At 73.5% G+C, this 18,331-nt stretch carries 13 protein-coding genes; 6 read left to right on the top strand and 7 right to left on the bottom strand.

Annotated features, from left to right (window positions below):
- The first annotated feature begins 3 nt into the window (after positions 1–3).
- The gene (map, locus tag ACZLKG_RS14460) at positions 4–771 is read left to right on the top strand and encodes a type I methionyl aminopeptidase (RefSeq protein WP_425709001.1); all 768 of its coding nucleotides are present in this window, start codon (positions 4–6) and stop codon (positions 769–771) included.
- Positions 772–857: 86 nt separating this feature from the next.
- Here the strand turns inward: map and dhaL are convergent, their stop codons facing one another.
- Together dhaL and ACZLKG_RS14450 are read right to left on the bottom strand one after the other, a co-directional pair.
- Positions 858–1,490: a dihydroxyacetone kinase subunit DhaL gene (gene dhaL, locus ACZLKG_RS14455; RefSeq protein WP_463648206.1), complete on the bottom strand. Its 633-nt coding sequence runs from the start codon at positions 1,488–1,490 to the stop codon at positions 858–860.
- Between the two features lie 3 nt (positions 1,491–1,493).
- On the bottom strand, positions 1,494–2,492 hold the full coding sequence (locus ACZLKG_RS14450) for a dihydroxyacetone kinase subunit DhaK (protein ID WP_425708999.1): 999 nt from the start codon (positions 2,490–2,492) through the stop codon (positions 1,494–1,496).
- Positions 2,493–3,105: 613 nt separating this feature from the next.
- Between ACZLKG_RS14450 and ACZLKG_RS14445 the strand changes: the two genes are divergently transcribed.
- The gene (locus ACZLKG_RS14445) at positions 3,106–3,867 is read left to right on the top strand and encodes a transglycosylase family protein (RefSeq protein ID WP_425708998.1); all 762 of its coding nucleotides are present in this window, start codon (positions 3,106–3,108) and stop codon (positions 3,865–3,867) included.
- 176 nt (positions 3,868–4,043) lie between these two features.
- Here the strand turns inward: ACZLKG_RS14445 and ACZLKG_RS14440 are convergent, their stop codons facing one another.
- The gene (locus ACZLKG_RS14440; RefSeq protein WP_425708997.1) at positions 4,044–5,288 is read right to left on the bottom strand and encodes an alpha-amylase family protein; all 1,245 of its coding nucleotides are present in this window, start codon (positions 5,286–5,288) and stop codon (positions 4,044–4,046) included.
- Between the two features lie 313 nt (positions 5,289–5,601).
- Here ACZLKG_RS14440 and ACZLKG_RS14435 point away from each other — a divergent pair, with 313 nt between their 5' ends.
- The 3 genes from ACZLKG_RS14435 to dnaG all read left to right on the top strand — a co-directional run bounded on the left by ACZLKG_RS14435 (position 5,602) and on the right by dnaG (position 12,460).
- Positions 5,602–8,601, top strand: a complete 3,000-nt coding sequence (locus ACZLKG_RS14435; RefSeq protein ID WP_425708996.1) for a metallophosphoesterase — start codon at positions 5,602–5,604, stop codon at positions 8,599–8,601.
- A 448-nt stretch (positions 8,602–9,049) separates the two neighbouring features.
- The gene (locus tag ACZLKG_RS14430) at positions 9,050–10,354 is read left to right on the top strand and encodes a deoxyguanosinetriphosphate triphosphohydrolase (RefSeq protein WP_425708995.1); all 1,305 of its coding nucleotides are present in this window, start codon (positions 9,050–9,052) and stop codon (positions 10,352–10,354) included.
- Positions 10,355–12,460 carry a DNA primase gene (dnaG, locus tag ACZLKG_RS14425; protein WP_425708994.1) on the top strand — a complete coding sequence of 702 codons (2,106 nt, stop codon included), beginning with the start codon at positions 10,355–10,357 and terminating at the stop codon, positions 12,458–12,460. It begins immediately after the preceding gene.
- Positions 12,461–12,510: 50 nt separating this feature from the next.
- On the opposite strand, the gene ACZLKG_RS14420 is transcribed toward dnaG, so the two are convergent.
- The 4 genes from ACZLKG_RS14420 to ACZLKG_RS14405 all read right to left on the bottom strand — a co-directional run bounded on the left by ACZLKG_RS14420 (position 12,511) and on the right by ACZLKG_RS14405 (position 17,118).
- Positions 12,511–13,638, bottom strand: a complete 1,128-nt coding sequence (locus ACZLKG_RS14420) for a hypothetical protein (RefSeq protein WP_463648782.1) — start codon at positions 13,636–13,638, stop codon at positions 12,511–12,513.
- Positions 13,639–13,758: 120 nt separating this feature from the next.
- Positions 13,759–14,742, bottom strand: coding sequence for a hypothetical protein (locus ACZLKG_RS14415; RefSeq protein WP_425708992.1), 984 nt, complete (start codon positions 14,740–14,742; stop codon positions 13,759–13,761).
- Positions 14,743–14,908: 166 nt separating this feature from the next.
- Positions 14,909–15,883, bottom strand: coding sequence for a hypothetical protein (locus ACZLKG_RS14410; RefSeq protein WP_425708991.1), 975 nt, complete (start codon positions 15,881–15,883; stop codon positions 14,909–14,911).
- Positions 15,884–16,089: 206 nt separating this feature from the next.
- Positions 16,090–17,118 (bottom strand): septum formation family protein, encoded by a 1,029-nt coding sequence (locus ACZLKG_RS14405; protein WP_425708990.1) that lies wholly within the window; start codon positions 17,116–17,118, stop codon positions 16,090–16,092.
- 85 nt (positions 17,119–17,203) lie between these two features.
- Here ACZLKG_RS14405 and rbsK point away from each other — a divergent pair, with 85 nt between their 5' ends.
- Positions 17,204–18,259 (top strand): ribokinase, encoded by a 1,056-nt coding sequence (gene rbsK / locus ACZLKG_RS14400; protein ID WP_463648781.1) that lies wholly within the window; start codon positions 17,204–17,206, stop codon positions 18,257–18,259.
- Positions 18,260–18,331 lie beyond the last annotated feature (72 nt).

The following is an 18,331-nucleotide window of genomic DNA, read 5'->3' as shown; positions in this document are numbered from 1 at the left end:
CACATGATCGAGATCCTCACACCCCCAGAGATCGCCCGCGGCCGGGTGACCGGCGCGATCGTCGCCGGGATCCTCGGCGCCGTCCGGGAACGGACCGTGCCGGGCACGAACCTCCTCGAGATCGACGAGTGGGCGCGCGACCTCATCGCGATGGCCGGCGCGACGTCCTGCTACGTCGACTACGCGCCGTCCTTCGGGCGTGGCCCGTTCGGCCACCACATCTGCACCGCCGTCAACGACGCTGTGCTCCACGGCCTGCCCCACGACCAGGTCCTCGCCGACGGCGACCTGCTCACCCTCGACCTCGCGGTCCTCAAGGACGGCGTGGCGGCGGACGCGGCGATCAGCTTCGTCGTCGGGGAGTCGACCGACCCCGAGAGCGAACGCCTCATCGACGCCACGCGGCGCGCGCTCGACGCCGGCATCGCCGCGGCGGGCCCCGGGCAGCGGATCGGTGACCTCTCGCACGCGATCGGTACCGTCCTGTCCGACGCCGGGTACCCCGTCAACACCCAGTTCGGCGGCCACGGGATCGGCAGCACCATGCACCAGGACCCGCACGTGCCGAACACCGGCCGGCCCGGCCGCGGCTTCCCGCTGCGGCCCGGCCTCATGCTCGCGCTCGAGCCGTGGGTGATGACCGACACCGACGAGCTCGCGATGGACGACGACGGCTGGACGCTGCGCAGCGCCACCGGCTGCCGCACCGCGCACACCGAGCACACGATCGCCATCACCGACCACGGCGCCGAGATCCTCACGCTGCCCTGATCCGTCCGGCCGGAAGAACGGGCCCGCACGACGCCGGGGGGCGAGGTCCGTACGGACCTCGCCCCCCGGCGTCGTGCTCCTCAGGGTCAGCTCGCGTCGATCGCGTCCGCCATCGCTGCCAGCAGCACGGACACCGAGATCGCGCCCGGGTCCGGATGGCCGACGCTGCGCTCGCCCAGCGACTTCGACTTGCCGAACCCGGAGACGAGCTCGGCGGAGCGCTCCACGCCCTCCGCGGCGGCGTCGGCCGCGGCGCGCGCGGTCGCCGTGAGCCCGTCCGGGACCGCCGAGCGGGCGGCCTCGGCGGCGGGCACGAGCGCGTCGAGCATCGTCTTCTGCCCGACCTGCGCCTTGCCGCGGCGCATCACCTGCTCGGCACCGGCCTCGAGCGCCGAGGCGAACCCCTCGGCGTCGAGGGTGTCGCCGTCGAGGACCTTGGCCGGTGCCCGGAACAGGGTGCCGAAGATCGCGCCCGAGGCCCCGCCGCTCGTGGCGAGCACCGCGGAGCCCACGGCCTTGAACGCCTCGCCCGCGGTGCCGGGCGAGGCCTCGGCCAGGGCCTGCTTCCCGGCCGTGAACCCGCGCGCCATGCCGACGCCGTGGTCGCCGTCGCCGATGGCCTGGTCCGCCTGGGTGAGCCGGTCCTTCGCCGCGACGATCGCGTCGCACGCGGCGGTGAGCACGGCCGTCACCTCGGCAGTCGTCAGCTGGTCCGCCATCGCTCAGGCCTGCGAGTAGGGCAGCGAGCGGCAGGGCGCGGCCAGGAGACGCTCGAGGTCGTCGTCGAGCCGCAGGAGGGTCAGCGAGAAGCCGGCCATCTCCTGGGAGGTGAAGTACGAGCCGACGTCGGTGCGCACGACCTCGATGCCCTTGTCCTCGAGGAGCTGACGGGCCCTGCGGTTGACCACGAGGAGCTCCATGAGCGTGGTCGCCCCGAGGTTGTTGACGAGCAGGGCGACGCGGTCGCCGGAGGAGAAGGGCAGGTCCGCGACCAGCTTGTCGACCATCTTCTCGGTGAGCTCGTCGGCGGTCATCATCGCCGAGCGCTCGACGCCCATCTCGCCGTGCATGCCCAGGCCGATCTCGATCTCGTCGTCGCCGAGCTCGAACGTCGGCTCGCCGGTCTCCGGCAGGGAGCCGGCACGGACGGCCACCCCGAGCGTGCGCGTGGCCTGCTGGGCCCTGACGACGAGCGCCTCGGCCTCCTCCAGTGAGTCCGCCTGTGCGCACGCCGCGCCTGCGATCTTGACGACGTAGAAGGCGCCGCCGATGCCGCGGCGGGTGTCCGGGTCGTCGGTGGCGACGTCGTCGTTGACGAGGACCGTGCGGGTGTCGATCTCGTCGTCGTCCTCGGCGAGCTCGGCACCCATGTCGAAGTTGAGGACGTCGCCGGCGTAGTTCCCGTACAGCAGGAGGACGCCCTTGCCGCGGTCGGCGGCCGCGATGGCCTCCTGGACGTGCTGCGGCGCGGGGGCGGCGAACACGTTGCCGGCCACGCTCGCGTCGGCGAGTCCCTCGCCGACGTAGGCCGTGTACATCGGCTCGTGCCCCGAGCCGCCGCCGATGACGAGCCCGACCTTGCCGTCCTCGATCGAGTCGCGCACGAGCACCCGGGAGCCGGGAGCGCGCGTGAGGGACCCGTGCGAGGCGAGCACGAGCCCGTCGAGCACCTCGTCGACCAGGTTCTCCGGGTCGTTGATGATCTTCTTCGCCTTGGTCATTCCACACCTCGTCGTCGTCGTGCGGAGGCGGCGTCGACGGGGGCGAGGGGACCGACCCCGACGAGCGCGTGCTCACCGCGATGTGAGAAGTTCTCAGCGCCGTGCGCTGCGAGTCTGAGCCTACGCGGGGTGCTGTCCGGGGGAGAGGGGCGGTGCAGTGGGCCGGGAAGAGATGCTCATCTGAGCGGAGTGGGGCGGGTGGTATTCGCGGTGGACGGGCACAGGCGTGCTCATCCTCACGGAAACTCGCTCGACCGGACCGCACGAGTGCCTCGGGGAGCGGGCGGGGGCGCAGCAGGCAGGGGGCGGCCGGACCGGCATATGCCGCGCCACCGCGCCGTTTCGAGGGCCGACGGCGCTGCGCCCCGCGGACCGGCAGCGGGCGGACCTGCTGTCGCGGCACGTGTCCGAGGCCCCGGACCGGGTGCGCGTGGAGCTGCCGGCCGACTGTTGCCATTTCGTGATGTGCGGGTAGCGTCGGGACCTTGAACTGCGAAGGACGGCCGTCGCATCCGCCCCGCGAGTCCTTCGTGACATGGAATCGATCTGATCCGGTCGGGCGGTCGGGCGCGTCGACGGCGCATCCCGGGACGGGGCCGTGGAGTTCAGTGTGATGCAGCAGCAGACCACCACCAGCGGCGCACGGCGATCGAAGCGATTCCTGCGCGGCGGACTGATGACCACCGCGGGTGCCGCGGCCTTCGCCGGGGCGATGCTCATGCCGACGGCCGCGAACGCGGCTGACGACGCCACCTGGGACGCTCTCGCCGAGTGCGAGTCGGGCGGCGACTGGTCGATCAACACCGGCAACGGCTACTACGGCGGCCTCCAGTTCCTCCAGTCGACCTGGGAGGCGAACGGCGGGACCGGGAACCCGGCCGACGCGTCGCGCGCCGAGCAGATCCGCGTCGCGGAGAACGTGCTGGCCACACAGGGCTGGGGCGCATGGCCGGCGTGCTCCGCACAGATCGGGGCCACCGGCGAGGCGGAGCCTCGCGACACGCCCGCGCCCGAGCCGGCGCCCCAGGAGCAGGCACCGGCCGAGCAGGCACCGCAGGCCGAGGCCGCTCCGCAGCAGCAGGCACCGGCCCAGCCCGCCCCGCAGGAGCAGGCACCGCAGGCCGAGCCGGCTCCGCAGCAGCAGGCACCGGCCCAGCCCGCCCCGCAGGAGCAGGCCGAGCCCGCTCCGGCGCTGCCCGACGTGGCGCCGTCCGACGAGACCTACACGGTCGTCGCGGGCGACACCCTGTTCGACATCGCCGAGGCGCACGGCATCGAGAGCGGCTGGCAGGGCATCTACGCCGTCAACCAGGACACGGTCGCCCACCCCGACCTGCTCCACGTCGGCCAGGAGCTCGTCCTTCCCGCCGAGTAACGCGGGCGGAGCCGAGGGCGGGCGGAGGACCTGACGGGTCCTTCGCCCGCCCTTCGCGTGTCTCCGGCTGCCCTCGCCGGCAGCTCTCCCCGGCTGTTCCCTCCGTGTGGGCGGCCTGGGCGGGCCGGGCGGCGTGGGCGGTCCGAGCCGTCTCGGCCTCCGGGCGAGGAGCCGCGTCAGCCGAGGCGGAGAAGTGCGGCCGTGCCGGGTTCGAGGACATGCCCCCCGTCGACGTCGCGCACGTCGGCCGACGCGTGGGTGACGTGCGCGTTGGGCGGGAGCTCGACCGGATCCGGACCGAGCGCGAGCACGAGGTGACGGGAGTCGAGCACGAGCACCAACGCGTCGGTGTCGACGTCGCGCAGCCCGAGGTAGCCCGACGCCGTGCCCAGCTCGCGGCGCAGCCGTAGCCACGCGCGCAGGCGCTCGTAGGTCGAGTCGTCCTGGTGCCGCACGGGCGCGAGGGCCGCCACCAGGTCCCCGAGCGATCCGGTCGAGCTACCCGCTTCGGCGGAGCCGCCGGCGGGGGAGTCGTCCGGGTCGAGCTCGACGCCCTGACGCAGGTACACCGCACCGGGCAGCATGAGCGTCAGCGCCGTCATGGAGCGGACCCGCCGGGCGCTCTCGGCTGCGTCGCGCGCGTGGGCCCAGGTCGGGGGTGGGGCCGCGGCGCGACCGGTGGCCAGGGCCCAGGCCGGGCGTGCGCCGAGCGGCTCGTGGACGCCGAAGACCCCGGTGAGCGCCTCACCCATCGCGGCCGTGTCCCAGCCGGTGCGCGCGAGCCGGTCGTCCCGCGTGGCGTGGAGCCAGTCCTCGTGCAGGACCTCGGCGTAGGCCTCGAGGGAGAGGGCCCGGACGCCGCCGGTGAGCGCGCCGTCGTGCTCGGCGACGACCGCGTGCAAGGCACCGGGGGTCGCTCCGCGGGGGTGGCGCAGCAAGGTCCGGGGCGCGGGTGCGCCGGCTGAGGCGGTCTCCCGCTCGTCCAGGCCGAGCGCGCGGGCGTCGGTGGTGCCGCGTGCGATGCCCAGGTCGATCCCGTCCACCCCGAGGGCGAGCCAGCGCTCCACCCGCGCGAGGTGGGAGGCGCTCGTGTCCGAGATCTCGATCGGCAGCACCGAGGCCACGACCTTCAGCGCGCGACGGTGCGCGCGGCGGACCACGGCGGCCACCGCCTCGGCGACCAGCGGGTGCCGGGGATCGAGCTCGGGGGCCGTGAGCAGGAGCGCGTCGCACCCGAGCGAGGCGACGTGCGGCACGTGAGCGGCGACGTCGTCGAGGGCGTCGACCGTGCGGACCTCGGCGGTCTCGTAGACCGCGGCCGTCGACCACCACGGCAGCGGGTCCGTCGGCCTGCGGTGGAGCATCCGCGTGGCGCGCGAACCGGTCGTGGCGGCGTCGGTGGTGATCGTCGCGAGAGCCATAGACGGACATTGTGGCCCCGCCCGGGCGGCCCACCAAGCCCACACGGCGCGAGAGGGCGGTTCTGCCCGGCGAGCGAGCGTGGTTCTGCCCGGCGAGCGAGCAGCCGCCGGCATGCCCGTCGTGCTCGGACATCACGGCGTACCCGCAGATGAGCGATCCCGGCACCGGCGGCTGCGATTCACCTGGCGGCCGCCGGAGATCCAGCCACCGTTCACCGGGCGCTGGTCTGCTCCGCAGGGATGCGCCCTCGGCGCACCCACCATCCCCCTGAACGCGAGGAAGAGGAGAGTCGTGCGCGCACGAGCTCGAAGAATGTCCACCGCGGCGGCCGGAATGCTCGCCGCCGCTCTCGCCGCGACGCTCGCCGCACCTGCGCTCGCGCAGCCGGCGCCCCCGGACCCGGCGGCACAGGACGATCAGACCGACGAGAACGACCAGGCGGCGGAGGGGTCCCGCTGGACGCTCGCCAACCTGCCGGACACCCAGTTCTACTCCCGCTACGCGGCCGACCAGTTCGAGCCGCGCTACGGCAGCAACCCGTACCAGGCGCAGACCGAGTGGCTCGCCGAGGTGCGCGACGAGCTCAACATCCCGTTCGTCACGCACGTGGGCGACGTCGTCGACCGTGCGGGCGTCGAGCGCGAGTGGGAGACGCCGGACGCTGCCCACCAGGTGCTCGAAGACGCCGGCCTTCCGTACTCGGTGCTGCCCGGCAACCACGACCTCACCGACTCGAGGTCGAACGACACCGAGCTGAGTCCCGACGAGCCTTACCTGCAGTGGTTCTCCCCGGAGCGCTCGGCCGCGCAGTCCCCGGACTCGGGCCGCGACGCCACCGGCTTCAGCGAGTACCACGTCTTCGAGGCCGAGGGGCAGGAGTACCTCGTGCTCTCGCTCGCCTGGCGCACCTCGGACGAGACGCTCGAGTGGGCCGACCAGGTCATGGCGGAGCACCCCACGCTCCCGACGATCCTCGTCTCGCACGAGATCCTCGGCGTCGACTCGGACGGCGTGACCGCTGTGACGGGCGGGAACGGGGAGCGGCTGTGGGACGGGCTGATCCGTGACAACGACCAGATCTTCCTCACGCTCTCGGGCCACAACCACGGGTCGACGCACCGGGTGGTGGAGAACGACAACGGCAACGGGGTCATCCAGATCCTCCAGGACTGGCAGATGCACTACGAGGGCGGCAACGGCTACCTGGGCCTGCTCGAGTTCGACCTGGAGAGCGACGCGATCCACGTGTCGGCGCCCTCGCCGTGGGTCGTCGGCAAGGACCCCGAGGACCTGACCGTCCACGACCGCCCGATGCTCGACGCTCCCAACGAGGAGTACACGGTCGACATCGACTTCGCCGAGCGGTTCTCCGGCTTCAACCCGGACTGGGAGCCGGGCGACGGCGAGGACACCTCGCTCACGGAGCGCGCCCGCAGCCTCATCCTCGACGGCTTCGAGGGCGTGCCGCCGGTCGACCGTGCGGTTCCGGGCTCCACCGAGGACTTCGTGCGCACCGAGGGGACGGTCGCGCACTGGCGGCCGAACCTCGTCGACGCGGAGATCGGGGAGGTGCTTCCCGAGGGCGCGATCCTGCCCGACGTCATCCGTGAGGACCAGGCGATGACCCGCGGTCCGATCGACACCTCCCCGACGGCGCAGGAGGCGGACGTCTCCCTGTGCGAGGGACACGCCTTCTCCTCCTCCGCGAGCGGCATCTGCTTCGACAACTCGTCCAACAGCGACGACCGGTTCAGCTACTTCAGCACCGAGCACGGCGTGCCCGTGACCAACGTCGAGTTCGACGACGGCTACACGATCGAGGCGTTCATCAACATCTCGGAGGAGTGGACCGCCGAGGAGAACGCGTGGACCCGCGCGCTGGCCCGCTCCGGCAACCGCTCCCGCATCCCGGACATGGCGCAGATCTGGGACTACACCGACTCGCCGGCGTCGATCGGCTTCTCCAACCTGCGCGAGTTCCAGTGGACGGTCGTCCCCGAGGACCCCACCACCGGCGACCGCACCGCATGGTCCGGCGAGATCACCTCCGACGACTGGTACCACCTCGCGATGGTCAACGACCCCGAGGACGGTTCGGTGACGATGTACGTGGACGGCATGCCGATCCTGCGCAACATCAGCGACGGCAACGGCATGTCCTTCGAGGAGGGCTACCCGTGGATGATCGGCGCCGCCCTGAGCGACGACGAGGTCGGGGCCGGCTGGCACGGCGGCGTCGGTGAGGTCCGCGTCATCGACCGCGCCACCGAGCCCGGCGAGTGGCTCATCGACCGCCCGGAGGTCGAGGCCTTCACGGCCCCGACGGCGGAGCTCGAGTCCGGCGCCGACGGCGTCCTCCCGGCGCTCACTGGCACCGGGCAGCCGGGCGCGACCGTCGTCGCCACCGGCGCGGTCACCGGTGAGGCCGTCGTGGCGGAGGACGGTTCCTGGACCCTCGAGGGTGCCCTCGCGGACCCGACGGCGACCGGCACCCACGAGTTCGGCCTCACCCACGGGTTCGGCGAGCGTCGCTCGGAGGCCGTGGCCGGCCAGGTGACGGTGCCGGGCGACGACGAGGAGCCGGGTGAGCCTCGTCCGGACCCCGAGCCGGAGCCTGAGCCGGTGCCGCCGTCACCGGGGCGTGGGTTCTACCTGAACGACGGGTGGGGGATCTGGGCCGATCACGAGTTCAGCTTCGGTCGTCCGGGTGATGAGGTGCTGGTCGGTGACTGGGACGGCGACGGGTCCGACACGCTGGCCGTGCGTCGGGGTAACGCCTACTTCCTGTCCAACTCGCTGTATGGCGGTGCGGCGGAGGTCGAGCTGACCTACGGGCGTGCGGACGATGCGGTGCTGGTGGGTGACTGGGACGGGGACGGCGCGGATTCGTTCGCGGTGCGTCGTGGGAACAGCTACTTCCTGTCGAACTCCCTGACCGGTGGGAACGCGGATGCGGTGCTGGACTACGGCCGCGCCGACGACACCGTGCTGGTCGGGGACTATGACGGCGACGCCGTCGACACCTTCACCGTCCGCCGCGGCAACACCTACTTCGTCTCGAACTCGCTCAGCACGGGCTGGGCGGACGTCGAGCTGGACTACGGCCGGGCCGGTGATGACGTGCTGGTTGGTGACTGGGACGGCGACGCGGTCGACACCTTCGCCGTGCGCCGCGGGAACCTCTACCTGGTGTCGAACTCGCTGACCTCCACGGTGGCCGACACCGAGGTCCGGTACGGCCGGGCCGGCGACGAGGTGTACGTCGGTGACTGGGACGGCGACGGCTCCGACACCCTCGGAGTCCGCCGCTGACCAGAACCTGATGCCGATCATCGGCGAGTGAGCGGACCTCTGCTCTGCTCCACGAGTGAGCGGAGTTCTGCTCCGCCGGTGAGCGTCGCCCGGACCGAGGTCCGGGCGGCGCTCACCTGTCGGGCGGGCCCCGCACCCTGGTGGGGTGCGGGGCCCGCCCGTCGTCGTCGCGATGCTCGGTGCTCGGCTCGGTGTGGTCGGTGAGTCAATGGGGTAACCATCGAGGCAGTGCCCCCGGGGGCCTGCCTCGACGGTTACCCGATTGACTGGGCAACGGCGCCTCGGCGCGACACCGGAATCCGCTCCCCAGCGGGCAGAAGTCCGCTCACTCGCCACACGGAACGGGCAGAGGTCCGCTCACTCGTCATAAGCGCCGGCAGTACCGCGCTCACTCGCCGGGTTGGGGAGGGCGGGAGCAGCGCGGGACCGGGCCACCTAGACTTGATCCGTGAGCGCATCGGCGGAGCAGGTCGCACGGACGAGGTCCGTCCCGGCCCCGTACACCGCCACCGACGCCGACCGATGGTGGCCCGAGGAGGGCAAGAATCCGCGTCGCTCCCCGTTCCAGCGGGACCGCGCCCGCGTGCTGCACTCCTCGGCGCTGCGCCGTCTCGGCGCAAAGACCCAGGTCCTCGGTCCGAGCTCGGACGACTTCGTCCGCACGCGTCTCACGCACTCCCTCGAGGTCGCGCAGGTCGGCCGCGAGCTCGGTCAGGCGCTGGGGTGCGACCCGGACGTCGTCGACGCTGCCTGCCTCTCCCACGACCTCGGTCACCCGCCGTTCGGCCACAACGGCGAGCGCGCGCTGCACGAGGTGGCCGCCGGCATCGGCGGCTTCGAGGGCAACGCCCAGACGCTGCGGCTGCTCACCTCGCTCGAGCCGAAGATCATGACCGACGACGGCACCGGCGTGGGCCTCAACCTCACCCGCGCCACGCTCGACGCCACCGTGAAGTACCCGTGGGCCACGGGTGCCGGCCCGCGCCGCGCCGACGGCACGACGACGGCGAAGTTCGGTGTCTACGCCGACGACGCCGAGACGTTCGCCTGGCTGCGCGACGGGGCCCCCGATCGGCGCCGCTGCCTGGAGGCCCAGGTCATGGACCTGGCCGACGACGTCGCGTACTCGGTGCACGACGTCGAGGATGCCGTGGCCGGGGGCCGCGTCGACATCGCGGGCGTCCGAGCCGACCGCGTGCAGGACGGCGTCGTCGCCCAGGTGCGCTCCTGGTACGACCCGGCGCTGAGCGACGACGAGATCGGCGCCGCCCTCGACCGCGTCCTCGCACTTCCGGTCGTCCCGCGGAGCTTCGACCACTCGTGGGCGGGCCTCGCGGCGCTCAAGGACATGGCGAGCCAGCTCATCGGCCGGTTCTGTGCCGCGGCCGAGGACGCGACCCGGGAGCGCCACGGCGAGGACCCGCTCACCCGGTACGCCGCCGACCTCGTCGTCCCGCCGGGCACCGAGGCCGAGATCCTCGCGCTCAAGGGGGTCGCGGCGCACTACGTCATGGCGCCGCGGGAGACCGAGCCGCTCTACCTGGCGCAGCGCACGATCCTCTTCGACCTCGCGGACGCGCTGAGCGCGGGCGGGGCCGAGCATCTCGAGCCGCACCTGGCGCAGCGCTGGCGAACCGTCGGCTCGGACGCCGAGCGCCTGCGCGTGGTCGTCGACCAGATCGCGTCGCTCACCGACACGTCCGCGCAGCAGTGGCACGCCCGGCTGTGCGGGATGCTCTCCGAGGTGTACTGAGTGGCGGGCATGATCCGCCGCGAGGACATCGAGGCGGTCAAGGAGCGGGTCCGCATCGAGGAGGTCGTCGGCGCGCACGTCACGCTCCGGTCCGCCGGCGTCGGGTCGATGAAGGGCCTGTGCCCGTTCCACGACGAGCGCACCCCCTCGTTCCACGTCCGCCCGCAGGTGGGCGTCTGGCACTGCTTCGGCTGCGGCGAGGGTGGCGACGTCGTCAGCTTCGTCCAGCGGATCGAGGGCCTGTCGTTCGCCGAGGCGATCGAGATGCTCGCCGACCGGGTCGGCCTCGAGCTGCGCCGGGAGGACGGCGAGGGTCGCTCCCGTCAGTCGTCCGGCACCGAGCCCGGCCGTCGTCGCCGTCTCGTGGAGGCCAACCGGATCGCGGCCGAGTACTTCGTCGACCAGCTCTCCTCGCCCGGCGCCGCGCCCGCCCGCGCGTTCCTCGCCGAGCGGGGCTTCGACCAGGCCGCCGCGGCGCACTTCGGCGTCGGGTTCGCCCCCGAGGGCTGGGACCACCTGCTCAAGCACCTGCGCAGCCGCGGGCTGACCGACCAGGAGATCCTCGCGGCCGGCCTCGTCTCTCAGGGGCAGCGGGGTGTGTACGACCGGTTCCGGGGCCGCCTGGTCTGGCCCATCCGCTCCACCTCGGGGGAGGTACTCGGCTTCGGCGCGCGCCGGCTGCTGGAGTCCGACCAGGGGCCGAAGTACCTCAACACCCCCGAGACGCAGCTGTACCGGAAGTCGCACGTCCTGTACGGCATCGACCTCGCGCGCAAGGACATCGGGCGCGGTCGGCAGGTCGTCGTCGTCGAGGGGTACACCGACGTCATGGCCGCGCACCTGGCCGGCGTGACCACGGCCGTGGCCACCTGCGGCACCGCGTTCGGCGAGGACCACGTGCGCATCGTGCGCCGCCTGCTCGGGGACGTCGGCGACGCCGCGTCCGGCGTGATGACCGCCGGGTCCGCGCGCGGCGGTGAGGTGGTGTTCACGTTCGACGGCGACGCCGCCGGGCAGAAGGCTGCCATCCGCGCGTTCGACGAGGACCAGCGTTTCGCCGCCCAGACCTTCGTCGCCGTCACGCCCGGTGGCCTGGACCCGTGCGACCTGCGGCTCGAGCGTGGCGACGCCGCGGTCCGTGACCTGGTCGCCGGCCGCGAGCCGCTGTTCGAGTTCGTCATCCGTTCCTCGCTGGCCTCCCTCGACCTGGGCACCGCCGAGGGACGCGTGGCGGGCCTGCGCTCGGCCGCGCCGGTGGTCGCCGCGATCCGCGACCGCGCCCTGCGCGGCGAGTACGCCCGGCAGCTCGCCGGCTGGTTGGGGATGGACGACGTGAGCGTCCGCCAGGCCGTCCGGTCCGCGGAGAGCAGCGCGCGGCGCAGCGCGGCCCCGCCGGCACGGTCAGGCCCGGGAGGACAAGGAGGACCGGGGGGACAGGGAGGACAAGGAAGACCGGGCCCCGACGGCGGAGCCTCGCCCGCGTACGACGGCGGGCCCGGGCAACCGGGCGGAGGCCGTCCCGACGGGCAGCTCGCCGGTCAGGGTGGTTCGTGGGGGGCGACGGCGGGCGGCGCCGTCGGGCACCGTGGCCCGGAGGACCCGGTCGCGCGGCTCGAGCGACAGGTCCTCGAGGTCGCGCTCCAGCTGCCCGCCGACGCGGCCGCAGCCGGCTTCGACTCACTCTCGGCCGACACCTTCACCGTCCCCTCCTACCGTGCCGCGCACGACGCGATCCGGGCTGCCGGCGGGGTCGCGACCTTCGCGACGCACCTCGCCGAGCGGCGCGGCGCCGGGGCGGGCGAGCAGGCGGCCCAGCGCGAGGCTGCCGCGCACTGGGTGGAGGCCGTGCGGGAGAACGCGGTCGGACCGGTGGCCGACTCGGTGACCGGCATGGCGGTGGCCCCGCTCCCGGAGGACCGCCCCGAGGCGTTGAAGGACTACGCGCGCGGCGTCGTCGTCGCGCTGGTACGCATGGGGCTCACCCGGCTCATCGGTGACGCCAAGGGTGCGCTGCAGCGCACCGACCCCGACGACGCTGCCTACGCGGAGCGGTTCGCCGCCCTCATGGAGCTGGAGTCGAGGCGACGCTCGCTCGGCCCGCCGTAGCCCGCCGCGGCCCGCAGTAGCGCACCCGGCGAGCGTCGCGGTCGGGAGCGTCAGTCGATCGTCCAGGCCAGGGCCTCGGTCTCGCCGCCCGAGACGATGTTCGTCACGGGCTGGTAGATGACGTCGTAGGAACCCTCGACGGGATCGGGCACGAGCACGGTGCCGGTGGCCTCCTCGCCGGGGCCGACCACCGGGGGCAGGGACTCGGAGTCGTCGATGCACCCGAGGACGTCGACCGCGTTGATGTCGCCCTCTGAGGTGGACACCGTGATGCCCGGCAGCGGCGGGACGGCGGGGACGAGCTCGTCGTCGTGCGCGACCACGGTGAAGGTCAGGGCGGTGAACGGGTCGCCCGGGGAGGTGGCGCACTCGGCGTCGCGCTCGACCTCGTCGAGGGTGACCTCCATGCCGTTCTCAAGCGTGTGGGTCTCGCCGATCTCGAGGAGCGTCGCGTCGTCGGGGGTGCCAGGCCCGTCGGCGTCGTCGTCGCTCGGGGACTCCGCGCCGCCGGTGTCGTCCTCCGACCCGTCGTCGGTCTCGGACTCGTCCTGCGAGTCGGTGTCGGACTCGTCCCCGGGCCCGGTCCCCTCCTCGGTCGGGTCGTCGCTCGGCGTCTCGTCGCCGGAGGGGTCCTCGTCGGTCGGCGGGGCGGAGTCGGAGCCGGACTCCCCGCTGGGAACCTCGACGTCGGCATCGTCGGTCGCGGCCTCCTCGTTGCCGGAGTCGCGCAGGAGGAAGAACCACACCGCGACGGCGGCCGCCGCCACGGCGAGGACGCCGAGGATGACGGCCAGCCAGGGGAATCCTCCGCCGCGCGGGGTCCTCCCGCCGTCGCCCGGGGGGAGGTCGCCGCCGGATCCGCCGCCGTAGGAGGGCTGGTAGGTGGGGGCAGCTCCGGCCCCGCTGGCCGTGTACTCACTACCGCGGTAGGCCGAGGCCCCCTGGGCTCCGCCCGTGCGGTCGGAGCCGTAAGCCGACGCGCCCTGGGCTCCGCGCCCGTGGTCGGAGCCGTACGCCGAGGTGCCGTGCCCCGCGGAGCCCTGGCTGCCGGAGACCGGACCGTAGGCGCCGGGGCCGTCGGCGCGCGGCGCGTCGCCCGCGTGGACGGGCCGGGTGGCGTCGGCCCCAGGCTGCTCGAACGCGTTCCCCTCGTGGCGCCAGCGTCCCTCGTTGCTCATCGTGTCCTCCCAGGTCTGCCGCCCGGCCGGGCGATGCGCGTCAGCCTACGGGCGCGGTGCGCCCCGGCAGCGCGACCGGAAACGGGGAGGGGTGCCCGGGTTCTTGTCGGAGGACCGATCTCAGTCGATCGTCCAGCGGACGAAGGTCTGCGGGCCGGCGTCGTCGAGAATGCCGGGCTCGAGCTCGACGTCGAACCGCCCCGGCCCGGGGGCGAGGACGAGGACCGTGCCCGACACCGTCTCGCCGGGGGAGACCGTGCTCGGGAGGGCCGTCGAGCCGCCGGCCAGGCATGCGGGCGTCACGGCCGTGAGCGTGCCGCCGGGCGAGCTCAGGGTGACGCCGGGGACGAGGGTGAGGGCGGGTGCCCGGGTGTCGGCAGGCACGGTCATCGTCACCTCGAGCGCGACGACCTCTCCGGACGGCGCCCAGGCGGCGGAGCACTGCAGGTCGCGCTCGACGTCGTCGATCGTGAGGGTGGTCCCGTCCGGCCCGGTCCACGTCTCGCCGATGGCGACGACGTCGACGACGGCGTCGTCCCCGGCGGCGGCCGAGCCCTGCGTGAGAGGGAACGCGTGGGCGATGCCGGCGGGCAGGTCGCCCCCGGCTCCGGGCGTCCCCGGTGGGAGCGGGAAGGGGAAGGGGAACGGCGAGTCCGGGCCGTCCGGCGGGGGCGTGGGCGACGGCGTCGGTGAGGGGACGGGCGCGGGCGTGGTCGGTGGTGCGGTGGGTGGGACTGTCGGCGCGGGACTCGCGGTCATGGCGGGTGGCGGTCGTACGGCGTCCAGGGGGAGCCCGTCGCGCTCGGCGGTATCGACGACCCAGTAGCCGACCACGGCCGCGAGGACGACCGTCGCCGCCCCGACGACGAGCCAGGGCCAGTCGTGCGAACGAGCGACGTGCCGACCACCCCCCGCTCCCACAGGGGCGGTGGCGGTGGCGGGGTCCGGGCGTGCTCGGTCGGGACCGGTCTGTGTCAGGTGGCCCTCGTGGAAGTCGAGGTGGGGCGGCAACCGGCCGTCGGCGTACCGTCCGGGCCCGTCCTGGTCGTGGAAGAACTCCTCGAGATAGCCGGCCCGGGCCAGCCGGTGCTCCTCGTCCACCATGCCGACCTCCGCGCCGACGCTTCCGGCACCGCGATCCTCTCGCAGTGCGGCCCGCCGGGCGGCGGGTGGCGCCGCCACGCTAGCCCGGTGTGGCTCACGTGGGGCCGGGGACCGGCCTGGTCCGACCGGATCTCGACGCTCCTGGACGGCTCTGGACGGCGCAGGGTCAGTCGATCGTCCAGCGGGCGACGGACAGGTCGGTGCCCGGCATGGCGATCCCCATCATCGGGTCGTACTCGAGGGTGAACGGCCCGTCGGCCGGCGGGACGAGGAGGACGAGACCGGTCTCGGTGGCGCCCGGGTCGACGAACGGCTCGAGCTCCTGGCTCGTGTCGCTCAGGCATCCGATCGCGTCGAAGGAGTTGATGTCGCCCTCGGGCGACTGCAGCGTGAGTCCCGCCGACGGGGAGGTCGCCTGGGTCGAGCCCGCGGCCGTGACGGTGAATTCCAGCGCCACGAAGGAGTCGGTCGTCAGCGGCTGGCCGTCGCACTGGAAGTCCCGCTCGAACGAGTTCAGGGTGATGGTGTGGCCCTCGGCGGTCTCGAAGGGTGCGCCGACCTCGACGTCGACGACGGTGGCCTCGGACTCGCCGCTGCCGCCGGGGATCTCCGGGAACGGGGCGTCGCTGCCGTCCCCTCCGTCACCGCCCGGCAGCTCGGGGATGTCGGTCGGCAGGTCGTCGGGCATCGACGGCATCCCGCCCTCCGGCATCTCGCCCTCCGGCACCCCATCCTCCGGCAGCGCGGGGAGACCGCCCTCCTGCTGCGGCTCCTGCGCGCTCTCGTCGTCACCCGCGAAGAAGAGGAAGTACGACCCGACGCCGAGGGCCGCGACGACGACGACCCCGACGAGCACCCACAGCCAGCTCTTCGATCCGCCGGACCCGGGACCTCCGGGTTGCTGGGGTCCGCCGTAGCCGCCGGGTTGCCCGTAGCCGCCGGGTTGCCCGTAGCCGCTGGGCTGCCCGTAGCCCTGGGGCGGGGGACCGTACCCGTGAGGCTGCTGGCCGCCCGGCCCGGCCTGCGGCGGATAGCCGCCCTGCGGCGGGTAGCCGCCGTGCTGCGGATAGCCGCTCTGGTCGGGATACCCGCCCTGCTGCAGGTAGTCGCCCTGCTGGCCCCACTGGCCGTCGTTCGACACGTCTGGTCCTCCACACCTCGTCGTGCCGTGGCCGGGCCTCGGCCCGTCGCACGCCGCCCACCGTTCCCGGCGGACAGCGCCACGGTATGTCTGCGCCGGGTGGCGGGGGCCGGAGCCCGATGGGGAGTCCTCACCCGCGGCGGGCCCGGACGTACGTCGGCGCCGCACGCTGGGCGTGCGGCGCCGATGTCATGGTCGGGTACGGGTCAGCGTGCGCTGCCCTCGGCCGAACCGGTCGTTCCCGCGGGGGTGGTGAGGATGCAGATGCCCTCACGGTCGTTCGCCTGGTCCCAGGTCTCCTGGGTGGGGGTGAGCAGCTGAGCCGCGAAGACGCTGGTGGCGTAGTCGATGCCGACGTACTCCTCGAACGCCGCCTCGCACTCGGCCTCGAGCTCGCTGGCGACCTGCTCCGCACCCGGGAACTCGTCGCCCTCGAAGGTGTGGACGACGTAGACCTCACCGGTGTGCTCCTCGGTGCAGTCCACGACGGGGAGCTCGGAGACGGTGCCCTCCCCGCCGCTGGTTGCTGCGTCCATGTCGAGGCACTGACCGACCTCGAACTGCTGGACGGTCGACGTGCCGCCCTGCGGTGCGTCGGTCTCCTCCGTGGTGGGTTCCTCGGTGTCCTCCGTGGTCGGTTCCTCGGTCTCGTCCGTGGTGGGCTCCTCGGTCTCGTCCGTGGTGGGCTCCTCGGTGTCCTCCGTGGTGGGCTCCTCGGTCTCGTCGGTCGGCTCGTCCGTGCCCTCCTCCGGTGGCGCCGACGAGGTGGCCTCGTCGGTCGGCCCGCCGGTCGCGCTCTCGTCGTCGTCGCCGGAGAAGAACAGGAAGTACGCGCCGACGGCGAGCGCGGCCGCGACGAGCAGGCCGATGATCGCCCACAGCCAGCCCTTGCCGCCTGAGCCCCCAGAATCCGGCCCGTCGTCACCAGGGCTGCCGGGGCCACCGGGCCCACCAGGTCCGGGCCCGTAGCCGGGTTGCCCGTAGCCGCCCTGGGCCGGATAGCCTCCGGCCTGGCCGTAGGCGGGCTGCTGGCCGTACGCGGGCTGCTGGCCGTACCCGGGCTGCTGGCCGTACGCGGGCTGCTGGCCGGACCCGGGCTGTTGCCCATAGCCGCCCTGCCCGGCAGCGCCCGCGCCCTGGTCCCATCCACCGTTGGCCGGGTACCCGGCCCCCTGGTCGAAGCCGCCCTGTTGCGGGTTCCCGCCGGGCTGGCCCCACGACCCGTCGTTCGACATCGTGCCCTCCTACGTCGTCGTGTGCTGCACCCGAGCCCGGCCCTCCGGTCGGCCCCCGTCGGCAACGGATGCCTGCCAACGATATGTGCCGCTGACCAGCGCCGCAGGGATGTTCCCGTCCGGGGTCCCGTGGGTCTCGTCGCGCTGCGGGCCCGCCCCCGCCGCGGCTACCGTGCGAGGTGCATCGATCGTCGACGACGACAAGGAGAACGCCGTGCCCGGACCAAGGATCATGATCGTCGGCAGCACGATGACCGACCTCGTCTCCTACCTCGATCGCATGCCGGACCGGGGGGAGACGGTGTTCGGCAAGGACTTCGCGCAGGGCTTCGGCGGAAAGGGTGCCAACCAGGCGGTGATGGCCGCGCTCCTCGGCGCGCAGGTGACGATGGTCTGTGCCGTCGGGACGGACTCCTTCGGCCGGGACACGATCGAGAACTTCCGGTCGTCCGGGATCGGCACGGACTTCATCGTCGAGGTGGACGACACCCACAGCGGGCTGGCGATGATCCTCGTGGACCCCGACGGCGACAACCGGATCGTGCTCGCGCCCGGTGCCAACGAGCTGCTCACCCCGGACCACGTCGATGCCGCGTTCGACGGCTCGCCGGCCCCCGATCTCGTGCTCAGCCAGCTCGAGGTCCCGCAGGAGACGATCTGCCGCGGCTTCGAGCGCGCCCGTCGAAGCGGTGCGACCACGGTCCTCAACCCCGCCCCCGCCGCCCCGGTCGATCCCGAGCTGCTGCGGGTGACCGACTGGGTGGTGCCCAACGAGACCGAGCTCGCCATCCTCCTCGAGGCCGAGACGGGGCGGACCGTGGGCGACCTCGAGGCCGACGCCCTCACGTTCGCCGACCGGATCGACGCGTCGCTGGTGGTCACGCTGGGGGAGCGGGGCGCGCTGCTCGTCCGCGACGGCGTGGCCGAGAGGTTCGAGGCGCCCGCGGTCCGCGCGGTGGACACCACCGGTGCCGGGGACGCCTTCTGCGGCGGGTTCGCGTACGCGCTCGCCGGGGGCGCCTCGCCGGCGGACGCGATCAGGCTGGGCACGACGCTGGCGTCGGACTCCGTCACTCGCCGTGGGACTCAGGCCTCTTACGCCCGCGGCGAGGGGCTCGACCGCCTGCTCGAGCGGTCGTAGCGGTCGACCGTGGCCGACACGAGGGCCGCGGACGCGCCGTGGTTATACCGGTGGCTACAGCGGGTCGTAGAA

The sequence above is a fragment of the Georgenia sp. Z2081 genome (assembly GCF_055326445.1).
This window is presented reverse-complemented; position numbering and strand designations above follow the sequence as displayed.